Origin of the sequence: Streptomyces sp. NPDC086023, assembly GCF_044540325.1 — a bacterium.
Taxonomy (GTDB): domain Bacteria; phylum Actinomycetota; class Actinomycetes; order Streptomycetales; family Streptomycetaceae; genus Streptomyces.
Genome location: NZ_JBITRX010000033.1, coordinates 1 through 16,137 on the forward strand (window position 1 = coordinate 1; position 16,137 = coordinate 16,137).

The following is a 16,137-nucleotide window of genomic DNA, read 5'->3' on the forward strand; positions in this document are numbered from 1 at the left end:
CCACCCCAGGCCCGGGCCTGCCTCCGGACCAGCCTGCCACGACGCGTCAAGCACCTTCCCCACACACCACACGACCCACCAGGGCAGCCAAGGGGGAGTGGGGCGGTGGTGGCGGCCGGGTGCCGGACCCGCTGCGGACGCGGCACCGAGCGGGGGTCCGGTACCGCCGGCGGGCCGCGGTCCGGGCCTCGGGGTGGCTGCGGGTGCGGCGCCCGTGCTTGGGGCCCGCCGGGGTGGAGCGGCGTGGACGGTCCGGTGGGTGGCCGGCGGTGTGCTGGGGTTGCTCGTCGTCGGGGCGCTGGGCGGGTGCGGAGGGCGGGCGACCACCCACCACAAGCCCGGCACCAGCCACCAGGAGGCCTCCGGGCCGGCCGGGACCCTGCTGGCCGCGCAGGACGGGCAGGGCCACCGGCTGCGGCAGGTCGGCGCCGACGGCGCACCCGAGGTGCAGCTGTCCGTACGCCCCGACACCGAGGACGGCTGGAACCTCCAGCTGGCCGTGCGGAACTTCCGCTTCACCCCCGACAGCACCGGCGGCGGGGCCGTCCTGGGCGGCGGGCACGCCCACCTCCTGCTCGACGGCCGCAAGCTGGCACGCCTGTACGGGCCCTGGCACCACCTGTCCGCGGCACAGGTCCCCGCGGGCGCCCACACGCTGACCGTCCGCCTCTACGCCGACGACCACACCGCCTGGGCCGTGGCCGGCAAGCCGGTCGAGGCGAGCACCCCCCTCGCCTCCACCGGGGCTGGGGGCGGCGCCGGGGCCGGGCACGGCCACGCGCCCGCCCCGGGCGGCGGCCCGTCGACCCCCGTCGACCACACGGTCACGGTCGCCGTACGGGACGGCAAGGTCGAGCCCCCGCCCGGCCGCATCGAACTCGACCGCGGCCGGCGCGTCGCCCTCACCGTCACCAGCGACACCGCCGACACTCTGCACGTCCACGGCTACGACAAGGAGCTCGCCCTGCCCGCGGGACGCCCCGCCACCCTCGTCCTGACCGTGGACCGCACCGGCCTCTTCGAGGTCGAGACCCACGACACCGGCCTCGTCCTCACCCAACTCCTCGTCCGATGACCCCCCTACGCCTCCTCGACCCCGGCCCCCTCCGCGCCCTCGCGCACGGCGTCGGGTCCCAGCACGACCTGCCGATCTCTCCCTTCTACGCCTTCGCCGGCGCGTTCACCGCCCTCTTCGTCTCCTTCCTGGCCCTCGGCCTGCTCTGGTCCCGCTCCCGCTTCCGCGGCGACGCCTCCGGCCTCCCGCTGCCGGGCGCCCTCCAGCGCGCGGCCGACGCCCCCGCGACCCGTACCGCCCTGCGGGTCCTCGGCCTGGCCGCCTGGGCGTTCGTCCTCCTGTGCCTGCTCCTCGGCCCCGACGACCCCGAATCCAACCCCGCACCCGGCGCCGTCTACGTCCTGCTCTGGGTCGGCCTCGTCCCCGCCTCCCTCCTCCTCGGCCCCGTCTGGCGCCTGGCCAGTCCCCTCCGCGCCCTGCACGCCCTGCTGCCCCGGCCCGCCGCGCCCCGCCCGCTGCCGCCCCGGCTCGGCCTCCGGCCCGCCGCGCTCGGCCTGTTCGCCTTCACCTGGCTCGAACTCGTGGCCCCCGACCCCGCGTCCGCCACCACCCTCCTCGCCGCCCTCACCGCCTACACCGTGCTCCACCTCCTCGCCGCCGCCCGCCACGGCGAGGCGTGGTTCGCCCAGGCCGACCCCTTCGAGGCGTACTCCACCCTCCTCGCCCGCCTGTCCCCCCTGGGCCGCCGCGCCGACGGACGCCTCGTCCTGCGCAACCCCTTCCACGGCCTCGACGCCACCCCCGAACAGCCCGGACTCGTCGCCACCGTCTGTGTCCTGCTCGGCTCCACCGCCTACGACGGTTTCTCCGACACCCCCTCCTGGATCGACACCGTCCAGACCTCCCCCCTCGGCCGCACCCCCACCGCCACCCTCGGACTCCTCGGCGCCGTCGCCCTGGTCGCCGCCCTCTACTGCCTGTGCGCCGCCGCCACCCGCCCCCTCTCGGGCCCGGTCCCGCGCCCGCTCGCCGCCTTCGCGCACTCACTCCTGCCGATCGCCCTCGGCTATCTCGTCGCCCACTACTTCTCCCTCCTCGTGACCGAAGGGCCACGCACCGTCATGGTGGCACTGGGCACCGACAACGCCCTCCCGCCCGCCCCGCCGCTGGGCCCCGGCGGTCTCGCCGCCCTCCAGGTCACCGCCGTCGTCACCGGCCACGTGCTCGGCGTCGTCGCCGCCCACGACCGCGCCGTACGGCTCTTCCCGCCCGCCCGCGCGGTCGCCGGCCAACTGCCGCTGCTGGCCCTGATGATCACGTACACCACCGGGGGGCTCACCCTGCTCCTCGCCTGAGCCCGGGGCCCGCCCCCGGGCGCCCCCCTGCCGGCGCGGCCCCCGCCCGGCCGCCGGCACACCGGAGCGGCATCATGGACCCCGTGTCTCCCGCGAACTCACTCCGCCGCACCCCGATCCAGCAGCGCAGCACGGAGCGGCTGGCCCGGATCCTCGACGCCTGTGCAGAACTGCTCGACGAGACGGGCTACGAAAACCTCAGCACCCGCGCCGTCGCCCTGCGGGCCGGCGTGCCCATCGGCTCCGTCTACCGCTTCTTCGGCAACAAGCGGGCCATGGCCGACGCCCTCGCCCACCGCAACCTCGACCAGTACGCCGAGGGCATCGCCGCACGCCTGGCGGCCCTCCCGGCCACCGACTGGCGGCCCGCCGTCGATGCCGTCCTCGACGAGTACCTCTCGATGAAGCGCACCGTCCCCGGCTTCGGGCTGGTCGACTTCGGCGTGCCCGCGCCGCCCGAGAGCCCGGCCGCCGACACCAACCAAGTCGTGGCCGCGCGCCTGGCCGAACTCCTCTGCGCCCACCTCGGCCGCCCCGCCGACGCGCCCCTGCGGCGCGCGGTGCTCGTCGCCGTCGAGGCCACGGACGCCCTGCTCCACCTGGCCTTCCGCACCGACCCGCAGGGCGACGACGAACTGATCACCGAGACCCGGGCCATGATGCACGCCTACCTGGCCCGCGTCCTCGACTGACACTCCCACCGCCCCGCCTGCCGCCCCGCACCCCTCCCCGCCGTCCCTACCGGTCGGTATGCTCGCTCCGCTCGTGTGCCGCCAGCCCGCCGCCCGGGAGGACCCGTGTCCGCAACGCCGCCCGTTCCGCCCGCTCCGCCCGCACCCCCCGCCCCCACCCGCACCGCCCTCCGCATCTGCCCCCTCTGCGAGGCCACCTGCGGACTCACCCTCAGCATCGAGGGCACCCGCGTCACCGGCGCCCGCGGCGACCGGGACGACGTCTTCAGCCGCGGCTTCATCTGCCCCAAGGGCGCCGCCTTCGGCGAACTCGACGCCGACCCCGACCGCCTCACCACCCCCCTCGTCCGCGGCGCGGACGGCGAACTCCACGAGGCCGGCTGGGACGAGGCCTTCGACGCCGTCGCCGCCGGACTGCGCCCCCTCGTCGACCGGTACGGCCCCCAGGCCCTCGGCGTCGTCCTCGGCAACCCGAACGTCCACACCATGGCCGGCGCCCTCTATCCGCCCGTGCTCCTCCAGGCCCTGCGCACCCGCAACCTCTTCACGGCCAGCACCCTGGACCAGATGCCCAAGCACGTCTCCAGCGGCCTCCTCTTCGGCGACCCCCTCGCCATAGCCGTCCCCGACCTCGACCGCACCGACCACCTGCTCCTCCTCGGCGCCAACCCCCTGGAGTCCAACGGCAGCCTCTGCACCGCCCCCGACTTCCCCGGCCGCCTCAAGGCCCTGCGCGCCCGCGGCGGCACCCTGGTCGTCGTCGACCCCCGCCGCACCCGCACCGCACGCCTCGCCGACCGCCACCTCGCCATCCGGCCCGGCACCGACGCGCTGCTCCTCGCCGCCCTCGCGCACGTCCTGCTCGCCGAGCAGCCCACCGCGCCCGGCCGGCTCGAAGACCACACCGACGGCCTGGCCGAACTCGCCGACGCACTCGCCCCGTTCACCCCCGAGGCCGCTGCCGGCACCTGCGGCATACCGGCCGCGGAGATCCGTACCCTCGCCCGGGAGCTCGCCGCCGCCCGCACCGCCGCCGTCTACGGCCGCATCGGCAGCTGCACCGTCGCCCACGGCACCCTCGCCAACTGGCTCGTCGACGTACTGAACGTCCTCACCGGCAACCTCGACCGCCCCGGCGGCGTCCTCTTCCCGCTCCCCGCCGCCGGCCCCCGCCCCCGCCCCGCCGGCCCCGGCCGCGGCTTCGCCCTCGGCCGCTGGCACAGCCGCGTCTCCGGCCACCCCGAAGCCAAGAGCGAACTGCCCGCCGCCGCCCTCGCCGAGGAGATCGACACCCCGGGGGAGGGCCGGATCAGGGCCCTGGTCGCCATCGCCGCCAACCCGGTGCTCTCCGCCCCCGACGGCCGCCGGCTCGACGCGGCCCTGGCCGGCCTGGACTTCATGGTCAGCGTCGACCCGTACCTCAACGAGACCTCGCGCCACGCCCACGTCGTGCTGCCCCCGCCGCCGCCCTCCCAGAGCGCCCACCACGACTTCGCCTTCAACGCCTTCGCCGTCCGCAACCAGGTCCGCTACACCCGGCCCGCCGTCCCCCTCGCCGACGGCCTCATGGACGAGTGCGAGATCCACGCCCGCCTGATCCTCGCCGCCTCCGGCATGCACGGCGCGGACCCCGGGAGCGTCGACGACCTCGTCATCGCCACCACCCTCGGCAAGGCCGTGGCCGACCCCGCCTCACCCGTGCACGGCCGCGACCCCGAGGCCCTCACCGCCCTCCTGACCGGCGAGAACGGCCCCGAGCGCCGCCTCGACCTGATGCTGCGCCTCGGCCCCTACGGCGACGGCTTCGGCGCCGACCCCGAGGGCCTCACCCTCGACCGCCTGCTCGCCGCGCCCCACGGCATCGACCTCGGCCCCCTCGCGCCCCGCCTGCCCGGCATCCTGCGCACCACCACCGGCCGCATCGACCTGCTGCCCGCCCCCGTCGCCGCCGACCTGCCCCGGCTCCGCGCGGCCCTCACCCCCGACCCCGCCGCCTTCCTCCTGGTCGGCCGCCGCCACCTGCGCTCCAGCAACAGCTGGCTGCACAACGTCCCCGCCCTGACCGGCGGTTCCAACCGCTGCACCCTCCAGATCCACCCCGACGACGCCGCTCCCCTCGGCATCTCCGACGGCACCCGCGTGCGCGTCACCGCGGACGGAGGCTCCGTCGAGGCCCCCGCCGAACTCACCGACACCCTCCGCCCGGGCGTCGTCAGCCTCCCGCACGGCTGGGGCCACGACCGCCCCGGCACCCGCCTCTCGGTCGCCTCGGCCGACCCCGGCGCCAACGTCAACCAGCTCCTCGACGGCACGCGCATGGACCCGCTCTCCGGCACCGCCGTGCTGAACGGTTTTCCCGTCACGCTCGCGCCGCTGCCCGCGCCCGCCCCCCTCACCCCGGCCTGACCAGGGCTTTTGCGCGTATTGCTCGCGGGCCGACGTCTTGTTCACGTCGTCCCGCGAGCCCTACGTTCATCCGGACCGCGGCCCCCAAGGGCGTCCACCAGCGGCTCAAGCGGAACTCCCAGGGTGAACGTGAGGTTCCTTCCATGCTGACCATTCTCGGCTTCGCCATGATCGCGACCTTCCTGGTCCTGATCATGATGAAGAAGCTGTCGCCGATCGCGGCGCTCGTGCTGATCCCCGCCCTCTTCTGCGTCATCGCCGGACAGGGCGCCCACCTCGGCGACTACGTCATCGAAGGCGTCGGCAAACTCGCGCCGACCGCCGCCATGCTGATGTTCGCCATCGTCTACTTCGGCGTGATGATCGACGTCGGGCTGTTCGACCCGATCGTCCGGGGCATCCTGCGCTTCTGCAAGGCCGACCCGGTGCGCGTCGTCGTCGGCACCGCCGTCCTCGCCGCAATCGTCTCCCTCGACGGCGACGGCTCCACCACCTTCATGATCACGGTCTCGGCCATGTACCCGCTCTACAAGCGGCTCGGCCTCAGCCTTGTCGTCATGACCGGGGTCGCCGCCACGGCCAACGGCGTGATGAACACCCTCCCCTGGGGCGGCCCGACCGCCCGGGCCGCGACCGCCCTCAAGCTCGACGCCGGCGACATCTTCGTCCCGATGATCCCGGCCCTCGGCGTCGGCCTCCTCTTCGTCTTCGCCCTCGCCTACGTCCTCGGCCTGCGCGAGCGCAAGCGCGTCGGCACCCTCGTCCTGCCCGGCGGAGCCGAGGAGCGGGAGCCCGTCCTGGTGGGCGGCCCGGGCGCCGGCGCGTCCCGTACGAAGGCCGGCGCGTCCCGTACGAAGGCCCGCGCGTCCCGTACGAAGGCCCGCGCGTCCCGTACGACGACCACCGCCCCCGGCGCCGGGACCACCGGCGGCCCCGCCGCAGCCGACACCCCCGACCCCGCCGACGACGGCACCGAGGGCCCTGCCGTGGACCCCGCCCTCCAGGGCCTCGACCCGCACCGGGCCACCCTCCGCCCCCGCCTCTACTGGTTCAACGCCGGCCTCACCGTCGCCCTCCTCACGGCGATGATCATGGAGCTGCTGCCCATCCCGGTGCTGTTCCTCCTCGGCGCCGCCCTCGCCCTCACGGTCAACTACCCCCGCATGGCCGACCAGAAGGCCCGCATCGCCGCCCACGCCGAGAACGTCCTCAACGTCGCCGGCATGGTCTTCGCCGCCGCCGTCTTCACCGGCGTCCTCTCCGGCACCGGCATGGTCAAGGACATGGCCGACTGGCTGGTATCGGCCATTCCCGACGGCATGGGCCCGCACATGGCCCTCGTCACCGGCCTGCTCAGCCTGCCGCTCACCTACTTCATGTCCAACGACGGCTTCTACTTCGGCGTCCTGCCGGTCCTCGCCGAGGCCGGCGCGGCCCACGGCGTCTCGCCCCTGGAGATCGCCCGCGCCTCACTGGTCGGCCAGGCCCTGCACATGTCCAGCCCGCTGGTGCCGGCCGTGTACGTCCTGGTCGGCATGGCCAAGGTCGAGTTCGGCGACCACACCCGCTTCACCGTCAAGTGGGCCGCCCTCACCTCCCTGGTGGTCCTCGGCGCGGGCATGCTCTTCGGCATCATCTGACCCGCGGGCCGGCGCGCACCGGCGGGGTCCGGCCGGCCCCGGCCGGACCCCACCCCTGGTGGCCGAAAACTATCACCGCTAGTTTGTAGGGTGGTCGACCAGCACCCATCCCCCAGCCACCGCTGGGAAGGGACCCCAGGGAGGACGCGATGAAGGCGCACGACGGCATGTACATCGGCGGAGAGTGGCGCCCCGCCGCCGGCACGGACACGATCGCCGTCATCAACCCCGCCGACGAGCAGGTCATCGCCCACGTCCCCGCGGGCACCGCCGAGGACGTCGACGCCGCCGTACGGGCCGCCCGTACCGCCTTCCGCGGCTGGGCCGCCACCCCGCCCGCCGACCGCGCCGCCCGGATCGCCGCCCTCCGCGACGTCCTGGTGGCCCGCAAGGCCGAGATCGCCGAGACCGTCACCGCCGAGCTGGGCGCCCCGCTCGGCTTCGCCGAGACGGTGCACGCCGGCGCCCCGATCGCGGTCGCCTCCTCGTACGCCGACCTGGCCGCCTCGTACGCCTTCGAGCAGCGCATCGGCAACTCCACCGTCTACCTGGAGCCGGTCGGCGTCGTCGCCGCGATCACCCCCTGGAACTACCCGCTCCACCAGATCGTCGCCAAGGTCGCCCCCGCCCTCGCCGCGGGCTGCACCGTGGTCCTCAAGCCCTCCGAGGACACCCCGCTCACCGCCCGGCTGTTCGCCGAGGCCGTCCACGAAGCGGGCCTGCCGGCCGGCGTCTTCAACCTGGTCACCGGCACCGGCCCGGTCGCCGGCCAGGCCCTCGCCGCCCACCCCGACGTCGACCTGGTCTCCTTCACCGGCTCCACCGCCGTCGGCCGCGCCATCGGCGCCACCGCGGGCGGCGCCGTCAAGCGGGTCGCCCTCGAACTCGGCGGCAAGTCCGCCAACGTCATCCTTCCCGGCGCCGACCTCCCGAAGGCCGTCGGCCTCGGCGTCGCGCACGTGGTCAACAACTCCGGCCAGAGCTGCAACGCCCTGACCCGCATGCTCGTCCACCGCGACCACTACGAGGAGGCCGTCGCCCTCGCCGCCGAAGCCGCCGGCAAGGCCCGGGCCGGCGACCCCCGCGACCCCGCCTCCCGCCTCGGCCCGCTGGTCAACGCCCGCCAGCTGGAACGCGTACGCGGCTACATCGCCCAGGGCGTCGAGGAGGGCGCCCGCCTGGTCGCCGGCGGCGCCGAGGCCCTCCACGACAAGGGCTACTACGTCGCCCCGACCGTCTTCGCCGACGTCACCCCGGAGATGACCATCGCCCAGGAGGAGATCTTCGGGCCGGTCCTCGCGATCCTGCCGTACGAAGGCGAGGAGCACGCCCTGGAGATCGCCAACGGCACCTCCTACGGCCTCGGCGGCGCCGTCTGGGCCGCCGACGCCGAGACGGCCGCCGCCTTCGCCCGCCGCATGGACACCGGCCAGGTCGACATCAACGGCGGCCGGTTCAACCCGCTCGCCCCCTTCGGCGGGTTCAAGCAGTCCGGCGTCGGCCGCGAGCTCGGCCCGCACGGCCTGACCGAGTACCTCCAGACCAAGTCCCTGCAGTTCTGAGCCCCCGGGAGTCGTCCGTGGTCCGCGCCGCCATCCTGCCCGCCGTCGGTTCACCCCTGCGGATTGCCGAGATCGACCTGCCCGAGCCCGGCCCCGGCCAGGTCCGGGTCCGGCTCGCCGCCGCCGGGGTCTGCCACTCCGACCTGTCCCTCACCAACGGCACCATGCGGGTCCCCGTCCCCGCCGTCCTCGGCCACGAGGGCGCCGGCACGGTGGTCTCCGTCGGCGAGGGCGTCACCCACGTCGCCCCCGGCGACGGGGTGGTCCTCAACTGGGCGCCCTCCTGCGGCGCCTGCCACCACTGCCGGCTGGGCGAGGTGTGGCTCTGCGCCTCCGCCCTGACCGGGGTGGGCGCCGTGTACGCCCGTACCGCCGACGGCACCGACCTGCACCCCGGCCTCAACGTCGCCGCCTTCGCCGAGGAGACCGTCGTCGCGGCCGACTGCGTGCTGCCCGCACCCGAGGGCATCCCGCTCGCCGAGGCCGCGCTGCTCGGCTGCGCCGTGCTGACCGGCTACGGGGCCGTGCACCACAACGCCCGCGTGCGCGAGGGCGAGTCGGTGGCCGTCTTCGGCGTGGGCGGGGTCGGCCTGGCGGCCCTCCAGTCCGCCCGCATCGCGGGCGCCGGACCGGTCGTCGCCGTCGACGTCTCCCCGGCGAAGGAGGAACTCGCGCGGGCGGCCGGCGCCACCGACTTCGTCCTCGCATCCGAGACCACGGCCAAGGAGGTCCGGGCCCTCACCGGCGGCCACGGCGCGGACGTCGCGATCGAGTGCGTGGGCCGCGCGGAGACCATCCGCACGGCCTGGGACTCCACCCGGCGCGGCGGCCGCACCACGGTCGTCGGCATCGGCGGCAAGGAACAGCAGGTCACGTTCCACGCCCTGGAGATCTTCCACTTCGCCCGCACCCTCTCGGGCTGCGTCTACGGCAACTGCGACCCGGCCCGCGACCTGCCGGTCCTGGCGGACCACATCCGCGCCGGCCGCCTGGACCTCGGCGCCATGGTCTCCGACCGCATCACCCTGGACGGCATCCCGGCCGCCTTCGACGCCATGCTCGCCGGCAAGGGAGGCCGCTCGCTGGTGGTCTTCTGACAGCACGCACCCGGGGCCCCGGCGCACAGCGGCACGCCCCCGCCGCCGCGCGCCGGGGCCGCGTCGTTCCGGTACGGCCCTCCCGGCTCCATCCCGGCCCCGTCCCGGCTCCATCCCGGCCCCCTCCCGGGCCCCGAGCGCCGCAGGTCCTGGCCCGGCGCTTCAGCCCCCGGCCAGGACCCGACCCTCGGACCGCCGTGCCGGCGCCACGCCCGGTACCGGCGCGGTCGCCACCCCGAGATCGTGGCGCATCGCGCCCCTCATGGCCCGCAGCAGCTCCCAGACCTCCTCCCGGGCGCGCGCCGCCGCGTCCACGGTCTCCCCGGGGCCCGGTTCGCCGCGCTCCAGCCGCTTGACCTGGCCGTAGACGGCGTTGAGGGCCTGGTTGACAGCGCTCGCGCGGGCGAGCACCTCGTCCGGGGCGATCATCTGCGCCTCGGAGTACCGGTCCCGGTGGGCGGCCTTCGCCTCGTCGAGCGCGGCGATGTCGGCGTCCCCGACGCCGCGCTCGCGCATGACGTGCAGGTGGCGGTTGAGAGCCGTGGTGAACTGCCGGGCGTCCCGGTTGAGTTCCACATAGCAGGTGCGGCGCAGCTGCCGGGTCTCGCGGGCTTCCTCCTGGGTGCGCACGAGCGCCAGTTCCCGCCGCTTCGCGCGCTCGGCCACGCGCTGGGTGAGGAACGAGCCCCCCAACGTGCCGGCCACGCCCGCGACCGCGATGATCACCGCTCCCGGATCCAACGTTCCCCCTCGTGCTCGTGCTCGTGTCGGCCGGCCGCGGCTGCGTCAGGCGCGGGCCAGGGCCTCGTACTGGGTGGTCAGGCCGTCCAGGAGGGCGGTGAGGCCCGTTTCGAAGGCGCCCTCGTCGATCTCCTGCCGGCGTTCGGCGAGGAGGTGGGCCTGGCCCAGGTGAGGGTAGTCGGCCGGGTCGTAGGCGGTGCGGTCGTCGACGAAGCCGCGGGCGAACGAGCCCAGCGCCGAGCCCATCACGAAGTACCGCATCAGCGCGCCGATCCGGGTGGCCTGCGCGGGCGGCCAGCCGGCCCGGGTCATCGCCCCGAAGACCGCGTCGGCCAGCCGCAGGCCCGCCGGGCGGCGGCCCGGCCCCCGCGCCAGCACCGGGACGATGTTCGGGTGGTCGGCCAGGGCGCGGCGGTACGAGACGGCCCAGTCATGCAGGGCGGTGCGCCAGTCCCGGCCGTCGCCGTCCTCGAACATCGACAGGTCCACCCGCGCGCTCACCGCGTCCGCGACCGCGTCCAGGATCTCGTCCTTGGTCCGGAAGTGGTTGTACAGCGAGGGCCCGCTCACCCCGAGCGCGGCCGCGAGCCGCCGGGTCGACACCGCCTCCAGGCCCTCCGCGTCCACCAGCGCCCCCGCCGCGTCGACGATGCGTTCTCGGCTGAGGAGGGGCTTGCGCGGTCGGGCCATGCGGCACATAGTAAGGCCTCCCAGCCAAAAACTAGCGGTGGTAATTAACCGCCCTTCGGAACCCGAGGTGCCCGGTGAACCTGGAGCTGAGCGAGGAGCAGACCGCCGTACGCCGGCTGGCCCGCGAGTTCGTCGAGCGCGAGGTCGTCCCGCACGCCGCGGCCTGGGACCGCGCCGAGAGCGTGGACCCCGGCATCGTCAAGAAGCTGGGCGACCTCGGCTTCCTCGGCCTGACCGTCCCGGAGGAGTACGGCGGCTCCGGCGGCGACCACCTCTCGTACGTCCTGGTCACCGAGGAACTCGGCCGCGGCGACTCCGCCGTGCGCGGCATCCTCTCCGTCTCCCTGGGCCTGGTCGCCAAGACCGTGGCCGCCTGGGGCAGAGAGGAGCAGAAGCGGGAATGGCTGCCCCGGCTCTGCTCCGGCGAGGCCCTCGGCTGCTTCGGGCTCACCGAGGCCGGCACCGGCTCCGACGCCGCCCACCTCGCCACCCGCGCGGTCCGCGACGGGGACGCGTACGTGATCGACGGCAGCAAGATGTTCATCACCAACGGCACCCTGGCCGACGTGGTGCTGCTCTTCGCCCGCACCGGCGAGGAGCCCGGCCACCGCGGCATCTCCGCCTTCCTCGTCCCGGCCGACACCCCCGGCCTGACCCGCCGGGAGATCCACGGCAAGCTCGGCCTGCGCGGCCAGGCCACCGCCGAGCTGGTCCTCCAGGGCGTGCGGGTGCCGGAATCGGCCCTCCTCGGCCCCGCCGGCAAGGGCTTCTCCGTCGCCATGTCCGCCCTGGCCAAGGGCCGGATGTCGGTGGCCGCGGGATGCGTCGGGCTGGCACAGGCGGCGCTGGACGCGGCCGTCTCGTACGCCGGGCAGCGCGAGCAGTTCGGCCGCACCATCGCCCACCACCAGCTCGTCCAGGAGCTGATCGCCGACATCGCCGTCGACGTGGACGCGGCCCGGCTGCTGACCTGGCGGGTGGCCGATCTCATCGACCGGGGGCGGCCGTTCGCCACCGAGTCCTCCACCGCCAAGCTCTTCGCCTCCGAGGCCGCCGTCCGCGCCGCGAGCAACGCCCTCCAGGTGCACGGCGGTTACGGCTACATCGACGAGTACCCCGCGGGCAAGCTGCTGCGCGACGCCCGCGTGATGACCCTCTACGAAGGCACCAGCCAGATCCAGAAGCTCGTCATCGGCCGTGCGCTGACCGGGGTTTCGGCCTTCTGAGTACGGCACTGAGTACGAGCACGGATGTGGCGCCGGCCACATCCGCCCATCCTGGGGCCATGACATCGATGAACCCCGCGCCCATGCACCCGGTGCGCCCGGCCGGCGCGCCGGGCAAGCCGCAGAACAGCGGCGCCTACTACGGCCAGGCCGTCGCCTCGTTCGCCATCGCGCTCGCCGCCGTGGCCATCGGGATCTACCAGCTGGACGCGGACGGCTGGGTCCGCGCCTTCCTCGGGATCGGCGTGCTCTACCTGACCACCTCTGCCTTCACGCTGGCCAAGGTGATCCGCGACCGCCAGGAGGAGGGGCGGTAGCGCCCGCCGGCCGCCCCGGCGCCCCGCCGCCCCGTGCCGCGCGGTCCTGTCCCGTCCAGCCCGGCCCCGCCCTGCCCGGTCCCGCCCCGTCCCGGAGATCCGGCTAAGCGCTTGCTCACCCTCCGGTAAGGTGGTCAGTCACCGGGGAAAGGGTGAGCGATGGACGGCGTGGAGGAGCAGGCCGGGGAGTACGTGCCCTGGTCGGAGGTCAACCCCGACGCGGCCCGGCGGCTGCTCGTCGCCGCCGTCGACGCCTTCGCGGCACGCGGCTACCACGCCACCACCACCCGTGACATCGCGGGCCGCGCCGGCATGAGCCCCGCCGCGCTCTACATCCACTACAAGACCAAGGAAGAGCTGCTCCACCGGATCAGCCGCATCGGCCACGACAAGGCCCTGGAGATCCTGCGGAGCGCCGCCGACGGCCCCGGCACCGCCGCCGACCGCCTCGACGCCGCCGTCCGGTCCTTCGTACGGTGGCACGCCGCACACCACACCACGGCCCGCGTGGTCCAGTACGAACTCGACGCCCTCGGCGACGAGCACCGCACCGAGATCGTCGCCCTGCGCCGCGAGAGCGACGCCGCGGTGCGCCGGATCCTGGCCGACGGGGTCGCGGCGGGGGAGTTCGACGTTCCGGACGTGCCCGGCACCACGCTCGCCGTGCTGTCGCTCTGCATCGACGTCGCCCGCTGGTTCGACGTGGCCGGCCGCCGCACACCCGACGAGGTCGGCGCGCTCTACGCCGACCTCGTACTGCGCATGGTGGGCGCCCGGACCGCCTGACGGCCGGTCCGCGGGCGCCGGAGCTCCGCGAGCGCCGCCCCGCGGGCGCCGGAGCTCCGCGAGCGCCGCCCCGCGGGCGCCGGAGGCGCGTCAGAAGTAGTAGCGGGAGACCGTCTCCGCCACGCACACCGGCTTGTCGCCGCCCTCGGTCTCCACGGTGACCGTGGCCGCGACCTGCACGCCCCCGCCGGCCTCGGTGACCGCGGTGATCACGGCCCTGGCGCGCAGCCGCGAGCCGACCGGCACCGGGGCGGGGAAACGCACCCTGTCCACGCCGTAGTTGATACCCATCCGCATCCCCTCGACCCGCATCACCTGCGGGACCAGGCTGGGCAGCAGCGACAGCGTCAGGTAGCCGTGCGCGATGGTCGAGCCGAACGGCCCGGACGCCGCCCGCTCCGGGTCCACGTGGATCCACTGGTGGTCGCCGGTCGCGTCGGCGAACAGGTCGATCCGCTTCTGGTCGACCTCCAGCCAGTCGCTGGGCCCGAGCGGGGCGCCGATCCCGGCGACCAGCTCCTCGGCGGACGTGAAGATCCTCGGCTCGGCCATGCCTCTGCCTCCCATGGGGGTCACTTGATTAAGCGCTTGCTCAGAAGGGCTTGCCCAGGATGCTCGGGCGCGGCAGCCCTGTCAACGCATGCACCGGACCGCCCAGTAGGGTCGGCGGAGTGCCCCAGATCCCAGAGAAGATCCACGAACTGACCGTCGGACAGCTGTCCGCCCGCAGCGGCGCCGCCGTCTCCGCGCTGCACTTCTACGAGTCCAAGGGCCTGATCAGCAGCCGCCGCACCACCGGCAACCAGCGCCGCTACAGCCGCGACACCCTCCGCCGCGTCGCCTTCGTCCGCGCCGCGCAGCGCGTCGGCATCCCCCTCGCCACCATCGGCGAGGCCCTCGCCCAGCTGCCCGAGGGCCGCACCCCCACCCGCGAGGACTGGGCCAACCTCTCCGCACACTGGCGCGCCGTCCTCGACGAACGCATCGCCCGGCTCGGCCGCCTCCGCGACCAGCTCAGCGACTGCATCGGCTGCGGCTGCCTCTCACTGAAGACCTGCGGACTGTCCAACCCCGACGACGAGTTCGGCAACCGCCTCACGGGCTCCCGGCTGTGACCCCGTCCCGCACGGCCGCGGCGGCGGCCACCAGCTGAGCGTTCGACACCGCCGGCCGGCCGTCGGGCAGCCACCGGGTGTCCGCCACCCCCGCCCGCACGTCCAGCCCGCGCCCGGCGGCCCAGCGCAGCACCGGCCAGGCCGCCCCGTCCACGCCGTACCCGAGCACCGGCAGGCCCGGCACCCGCGCCGCCAGCCGGTCCACCACCTCCCGGGCCGCGCCCGGCGCCCCCGCCGGATCCCCGCCGGACACGGCCACCGCCACCCGCAGCACCCGGCCGCGCAACGGCGAACCGAGGAACCGCCCCGGGCCCGCCGAACCCGTACGCACCAGGGCCTCCACGCCCACACCGCGCGCCAGCAGCAACCCCGCCAGCTCCTCGGCACCCGGCAGCGCCCAGTCCACCGCCGCCACGTCGGGCAGCTCCGTCCACTCCCGCACCCGGTCGCCGCCCGCGTACGCGTCCACCCCGACCGGCACGCCCACCGCCGCCCGCACCTCCGCCAGCAGCGGGCCCAGCACCCGCGGCGACAGGCTCTCCCGCCCGCACGGCGTCCGCGGCCGCACCCGCACCTCACCCGCGCCCGCCGCCACGGCCCGCGCCGCGGCTTCGGCCAGCGCGGCCGGGGACAACGGCACGGCCGGCCCGTCCGCCGCACTCCGCGCCCCGTTCAGAGCCGCCAGGATCAGCACCACCACACCATCCTGTGACATGTCACCCTGTACGGTCACGCCTCACGCACGCACCCCTGCCCCGCCGCAGCGTCCTGCCACGCCCCAGCGCCTCCCGCCCGGCGCACCCGGCGGCCCGGCCTCACGCCGCACGCCCCGCCGCCCCCACGACGCCCTCGTCCAGCGCCCCCGCCAGCGCCGGCGGCGGCACCACGATCCCGCACCCCCCGCACACCGGCCCCCGCCCCGCCCCGGCCGGCCACCGCAGCACCGCCTCCCCGCACACCGGGCACCCCGTCCCCGGCTCCTCCGCCTCCAACGCCCGTACCAGCCGCCGCAGCACCTCGCCGAGCGCCCCCTCCGGCCGCACCCCCGGATCCGCGCAGGGCACCACCGCGGCACCGCTCCACGCCCACTCCGGTGTGCGCACCCCCACGTGCTTCTCGCGCCGCCGCCGCTCCGCGAACTGCCGCTCGTACGCCAGCCACACGCCCCGCGCGTCCTCCAGCTCCTCCAGCGCCGCCACCAGCCGCAGCGGATCGCAGCCCCGGTCCTCGGGCCCGATCCCGTGCCGGTCGCACAGGTGCCACCAGGTCGCCCGGTGCCCGTACGGAGCGAACCGCTCCAGACAGCGCCGCAGCGAATGCCGGCGCAGCGCACGGTCGTTGGACGCGTCGCGCACCTGCACCGCCAGACTCCGGAAACCCGCCATCGCGCAGCCACCTCCATCGCTCGTGCCCGGATGCGCCGGGGGAGAGACGAACCGGAGGGCGCTCCGGCTCCATCGAGGACACGATGGGAACCATCACCGGCGCTGTGCCC

The 16,137-nt window shown here is 75.3% G+C and carries 16 protein-coding genes; 11 read left to right on the plus strand and 5 right to left on the minus strand.

Going from position 1 to position 16,137, the window contains the following annotated elements; genetic code table 11:
• Nucleotides 1–259: 259 nt before the first annotated feature.
• The 7 genes from ACIF6F_RS35780 to ACIF6F_RS35810 all read left to right on the plus strand — a co-directional run bounded on the left by ACIF6F_RS35780 (nucleotide 260) and on the right by ACIF6F_RS35810 (nucleotide 9,767).
• Nucleotides 260–1,075 (plus strand): hypothetical protein, encoded by an 816-nt coding sequence (locus tag ACIF6F_RS35780; RefSeq protein WP_399957348.1) that lies wholly within the window; start codon nucleotides 260–262, stop codon nucleotides 1,073–1,075.
• Nucleotides 1,072–2,370, plus strand: coding sequence for a hypothetical protein (locus ACIF6F_RS35785; RefSeq protein ID WP_399957351.1), 1,299 nt, complete (start codon nucleotides 1,072–1,074; stop codon nucleotides 2,368–2,370). The genes ACIF6F_RS35780 and ACIF6F_RS35785 overlap by 4 nt, the downstream gene beginning before the upstream one ends.
• A gap of 74 nt (nucleotides 2,371–2,444) precedes the next feature.
• Nucleotides 2,445–3,062 carry a TetR family transcriptional regulator gene (locus tag ACIF6F_RS35790; RefSeq protein ID WP_399957354.1) on the plus strand — a complete coding sequence of 206 codons (618 nt, stop codon included), beginning with the start codon at nucleotides 2,445–2,447 and terminating at the stop codon, nucleotides 3,060–3,062.
• Nucleotides 3,063–3,167: 105 nt separating this feature from the next.
• Nucleotides 3,168–5,468 carry a molybdopterin-dependent oxidoreductase gene (locus ACIF6F_RS35795; protein ID WP_399957357.1) on the plus strand — a complete coding sequence of 767 codons (2,301 nt, stop codon included), beginning with the start codon at nucleotides 3,168–3,170 and terminating at the stop codon, nucleotides 5,466–5,468.
• 143 nt (nucleotides 5,469–5,611) lie between these two features.
• Complete coding sequence (locus ACIF6F_RS35800) at nucleotides 5,612–7,108, plus strand: CitMHS family transporter (RefSeq protein ID WP_399957360.1); 1,497 nt, start codon at nucleotides 5,612–5,614, stop codon at nucleotides 7,106–7,108.
• Nucleotides 7,109–7,257: 149 nt separating this feature from the next.
• A complete protein-coding gene (locus ACIF6F_RS35805) occupies nucleotides 7,258–8,670 on the plus strand; it encodes an aldehyde dehydrogenase family protein (protein ID WP_399957363.1) in 1,413 nt (470 codons plus the stop codon).
• A 17-nt stretch (nucleotides 8,671–8,687) separates the two neighbouring features.
• The gene (locus tag ACIF6F_RS35810) at nucleotides 8,688–9,767 is read left to right on the plus strand and encodes a Zn-dependent alcohol dehydrogenase (protein ID WP_399957366.1); all 1,080 of its coding nucleotides are present in this window, start codon (nucleotides 8,688–8,690) and stop codon (nucleotides 9,765–9,767) included.
• 162 nt (nucleotides 9,768–9,929) lie between these two features.
• Here ACIF6F_RS35810 and ACIF6F_RS35815 read toward each other — a convergent pair whose 3' ends face one another.
• Nucleotides 9,930–10,493 carry a hypothetical protein gene (locus ACIF6F_RS35815; RefSeq protein ID WP_399957369.1) on the minus strand — a complete coding sequence of 188 codons (564 nt, stop codon included), beginning with the start codon at nucleotides 10,491–10,493 and terminating at the stop codon, nucleotides 9,930–9,932.
• Nucleotides 10,494–10,553: 60 nt separating this feature from the next.
• The gene (locus ACIF6F_RS35820; RefSeq protein ID WP_399957372.1) at nucleotides 10,554–11,198 is read right to left on the minus strand and encodes a TetR/AcrR family transcriptional regulator; all 645 of its coding nucleotides are present in this window, start codon (nucleotides 11,196–11,198) and stop codon (nucleotides 10,554–10,556) included.
• A 74-nt stretch (nucleotides 11,199–11,272) separates the two neighbouring features.
• Between ACIF6F_RS35820 and ACIF6F_RS35825 the strand changes: the two genes are divergently transcribed.
• The 3 genes from ACIF6F_RS35825 to ACIF6F_RS35835 all read left to right on the plus strand — a co-directional run bounded on the left by ACIF6F_RS35825 (nucleotide 11,273) and on the right by ACIF6F_RS35835 (nucleotide 13,527).
• Nucleotides 11,273–12,424, plus strand: coding sequence for an acyl-CoA dehydrogenase family protein (locus ACIF6F_RS35825; RefSeq protein ID WP_399957375.1), 1,152 nt, complete (start codon nucleotides 11,273–11,275; stop codon nucleotides 12,422–12,424).
• A gap of 83 nt (nucleotides 12,425–12,507) precedes the next feature.
• Nucleotides 12,508–12,741 carry a YiaA/YiaB family inner membrane protein gene (locus ACIF6F_RS35830; protein WP_399957501.1) on the plus strand — a complete coding sequence of 78 codons (234 nt, stop codon included), beginning with the start codon at nucleotides 12,508–12,510 and terminating at the stop codon, nucleotides 12,739–12,741.
• Nucleotides 12,742–12,900: 159 nt separating this feature from the next.
• Nucleotides 12,901–13,527 carry a TetR/AcrR family transcriptional regulator gene (locus tag ACIF6F_RS35835; RefSeq protein WP_399957378.1) on the plus strand — a complete coding sequence of 209 codons (627 nt, stop codon included), beginning with the start codon at nucleotides 12,901–12,903 and terminating at the stop codon, nucleotides 13,525–13,527.
• 90 nt (nucleotides 13,528–13,617) lie between these two features.
• Here the strand turns inward: ACIF6F_RS35835 and ACIF6F_RS35840 are convergent, their stop codons facing one another.
• On the minus strand, nucleotides 13,618–14,079 hold the full coding sequence (locus tag ACIF6F_RS35840) for a MaoC family dehydratase (RefSeq protein WP_399957381.1): 462 nt from the start codon (nucleotides 14,077–14,079) through the stop codon (nucleotides 13,618–13,620).
• A 119-nt stretch (nucleotides 14,080–14,198) separates the two neighbouring features.
• Between ACIF6F_RS35840 and soxR the strand changes: the two genes are divergently transcribed.
• Entirely contained in the window at nucleotides 14,199–14,642 is a 444-nt protein-coding gene (gene soxR, locus ACIF6F_RS35845; protein ID WP_399957384.1) for a redox-sensitive transcriptional activator SoxR, read from the plus strand.
• Here soxR and ACIF6F_RS35850 read toward each other — a convergent pair.
• A complete protein-coding gene (locus tag ACIF6F_RS35850) occupies nucleotides 14,623–15,357 on the minus strand; it encodes a 3-keto-5-aminohexanoate cleavage protein (RefSeq protein ID WP_399957387.1) in 735 nt (244 codons plus the stop codon). The two genes, soxR and ACIF6F_RS35850, sit on opposite strands and share 20 nt — an antisense overlap.
• A gap of 100 nt (nucleotides 15,358–15,457) precedes the next feature.
• Nucleotides 15,458–16,027 carry a hypothetical protein gene (locus tag ACIF6F_RS35855; protein WP_399957390.1) on the minus strand — a complete coding sequence of 190 codons (570 nt, stop codon included), beginning with the start codon at nucleotides 16,025–16,027 and terminating at the stop codon, nucleotides 15,458–15,460.
• Between the last annotated feature and the right edge of the window lie 110 nt (nucleotides 16,028–16,137).

Bases quoted from the DNA above. Each gene is read 5' to 3' on its own strand.
- ACIF6F_RS35850 (WP_399957387.1), bottom strand. From the start codon at position 15,357: ATGTCACAGGATGGTGTGGTGGTGCTGATCCTGGCGGCTCTGAACGGG.
- ACIF6F_RS35790 (WP_399957354.1), top strand. From the start codon at position 2,445: ATGGACCCCGTGTCTCCCGCGAACTCACTCCGCCGCACCCCGATCCAG.
- ACIF6F_RS35855 (WP_399957390.1), bottom strand. From the start codon at position 16,027: ATGGCGGGTTTCCGGAGTCTGGCGGTGCAGGTGCGCGACGCGTCCAAC.
- ACIF6F_RS35835 (WP_399957378.1), top strand. From the start codon at position 12,901: ATGGACGGCGTGGAGGAGCAGGCCGGGGAGTACGTGCCCTGGTCGGAG.
- ACIF6F_RS35800 (WP_399957360.1), top strand. From the start codon at position 5,612: ATGCTGACCATTCTCGGCTTCGCCATGATCGCGACCTTCCTGGTCCTG.
- ACIF6F_RS35830 (WP_399957501.1), top strand. From the start codon at position 12,508: ATGCACCCGGTGCGCCCGGCCGGCGCGCCGGGCAAGCCGCAGAACAGC.
- ACIF6F_RS35840 (WP_399957381.1), bottom strand. From the start codon at position 14,079: ATGGCCGAGCCGAGGATCTTCACGTCCGCCGAGGAGCTGGTCGCCGGG.
- ACIF6F_RS35820 (WP_399957372.1), bottom strand. From the start codon at position 11,198: ATGGCCCGACCGCGCAAGCCCCTCCTCAGCCGAGAACGCATCGTCGAC.
- ACIF6F_RS35805 (WP_399957363.1), top strand. From the start codon at position 7,258: ATGAAGGCGCACGACGGCATGTACATCGGCGGAGAGTGGCGCCCCGCC.
- ACIF6F_RS35785 (WP_399957351.1), top strand. From the start codon at position 1,072: ATGACCCCCCTACGCCTCCTCGACCCCGGCCCCCTCCGCGCCCTCGCG.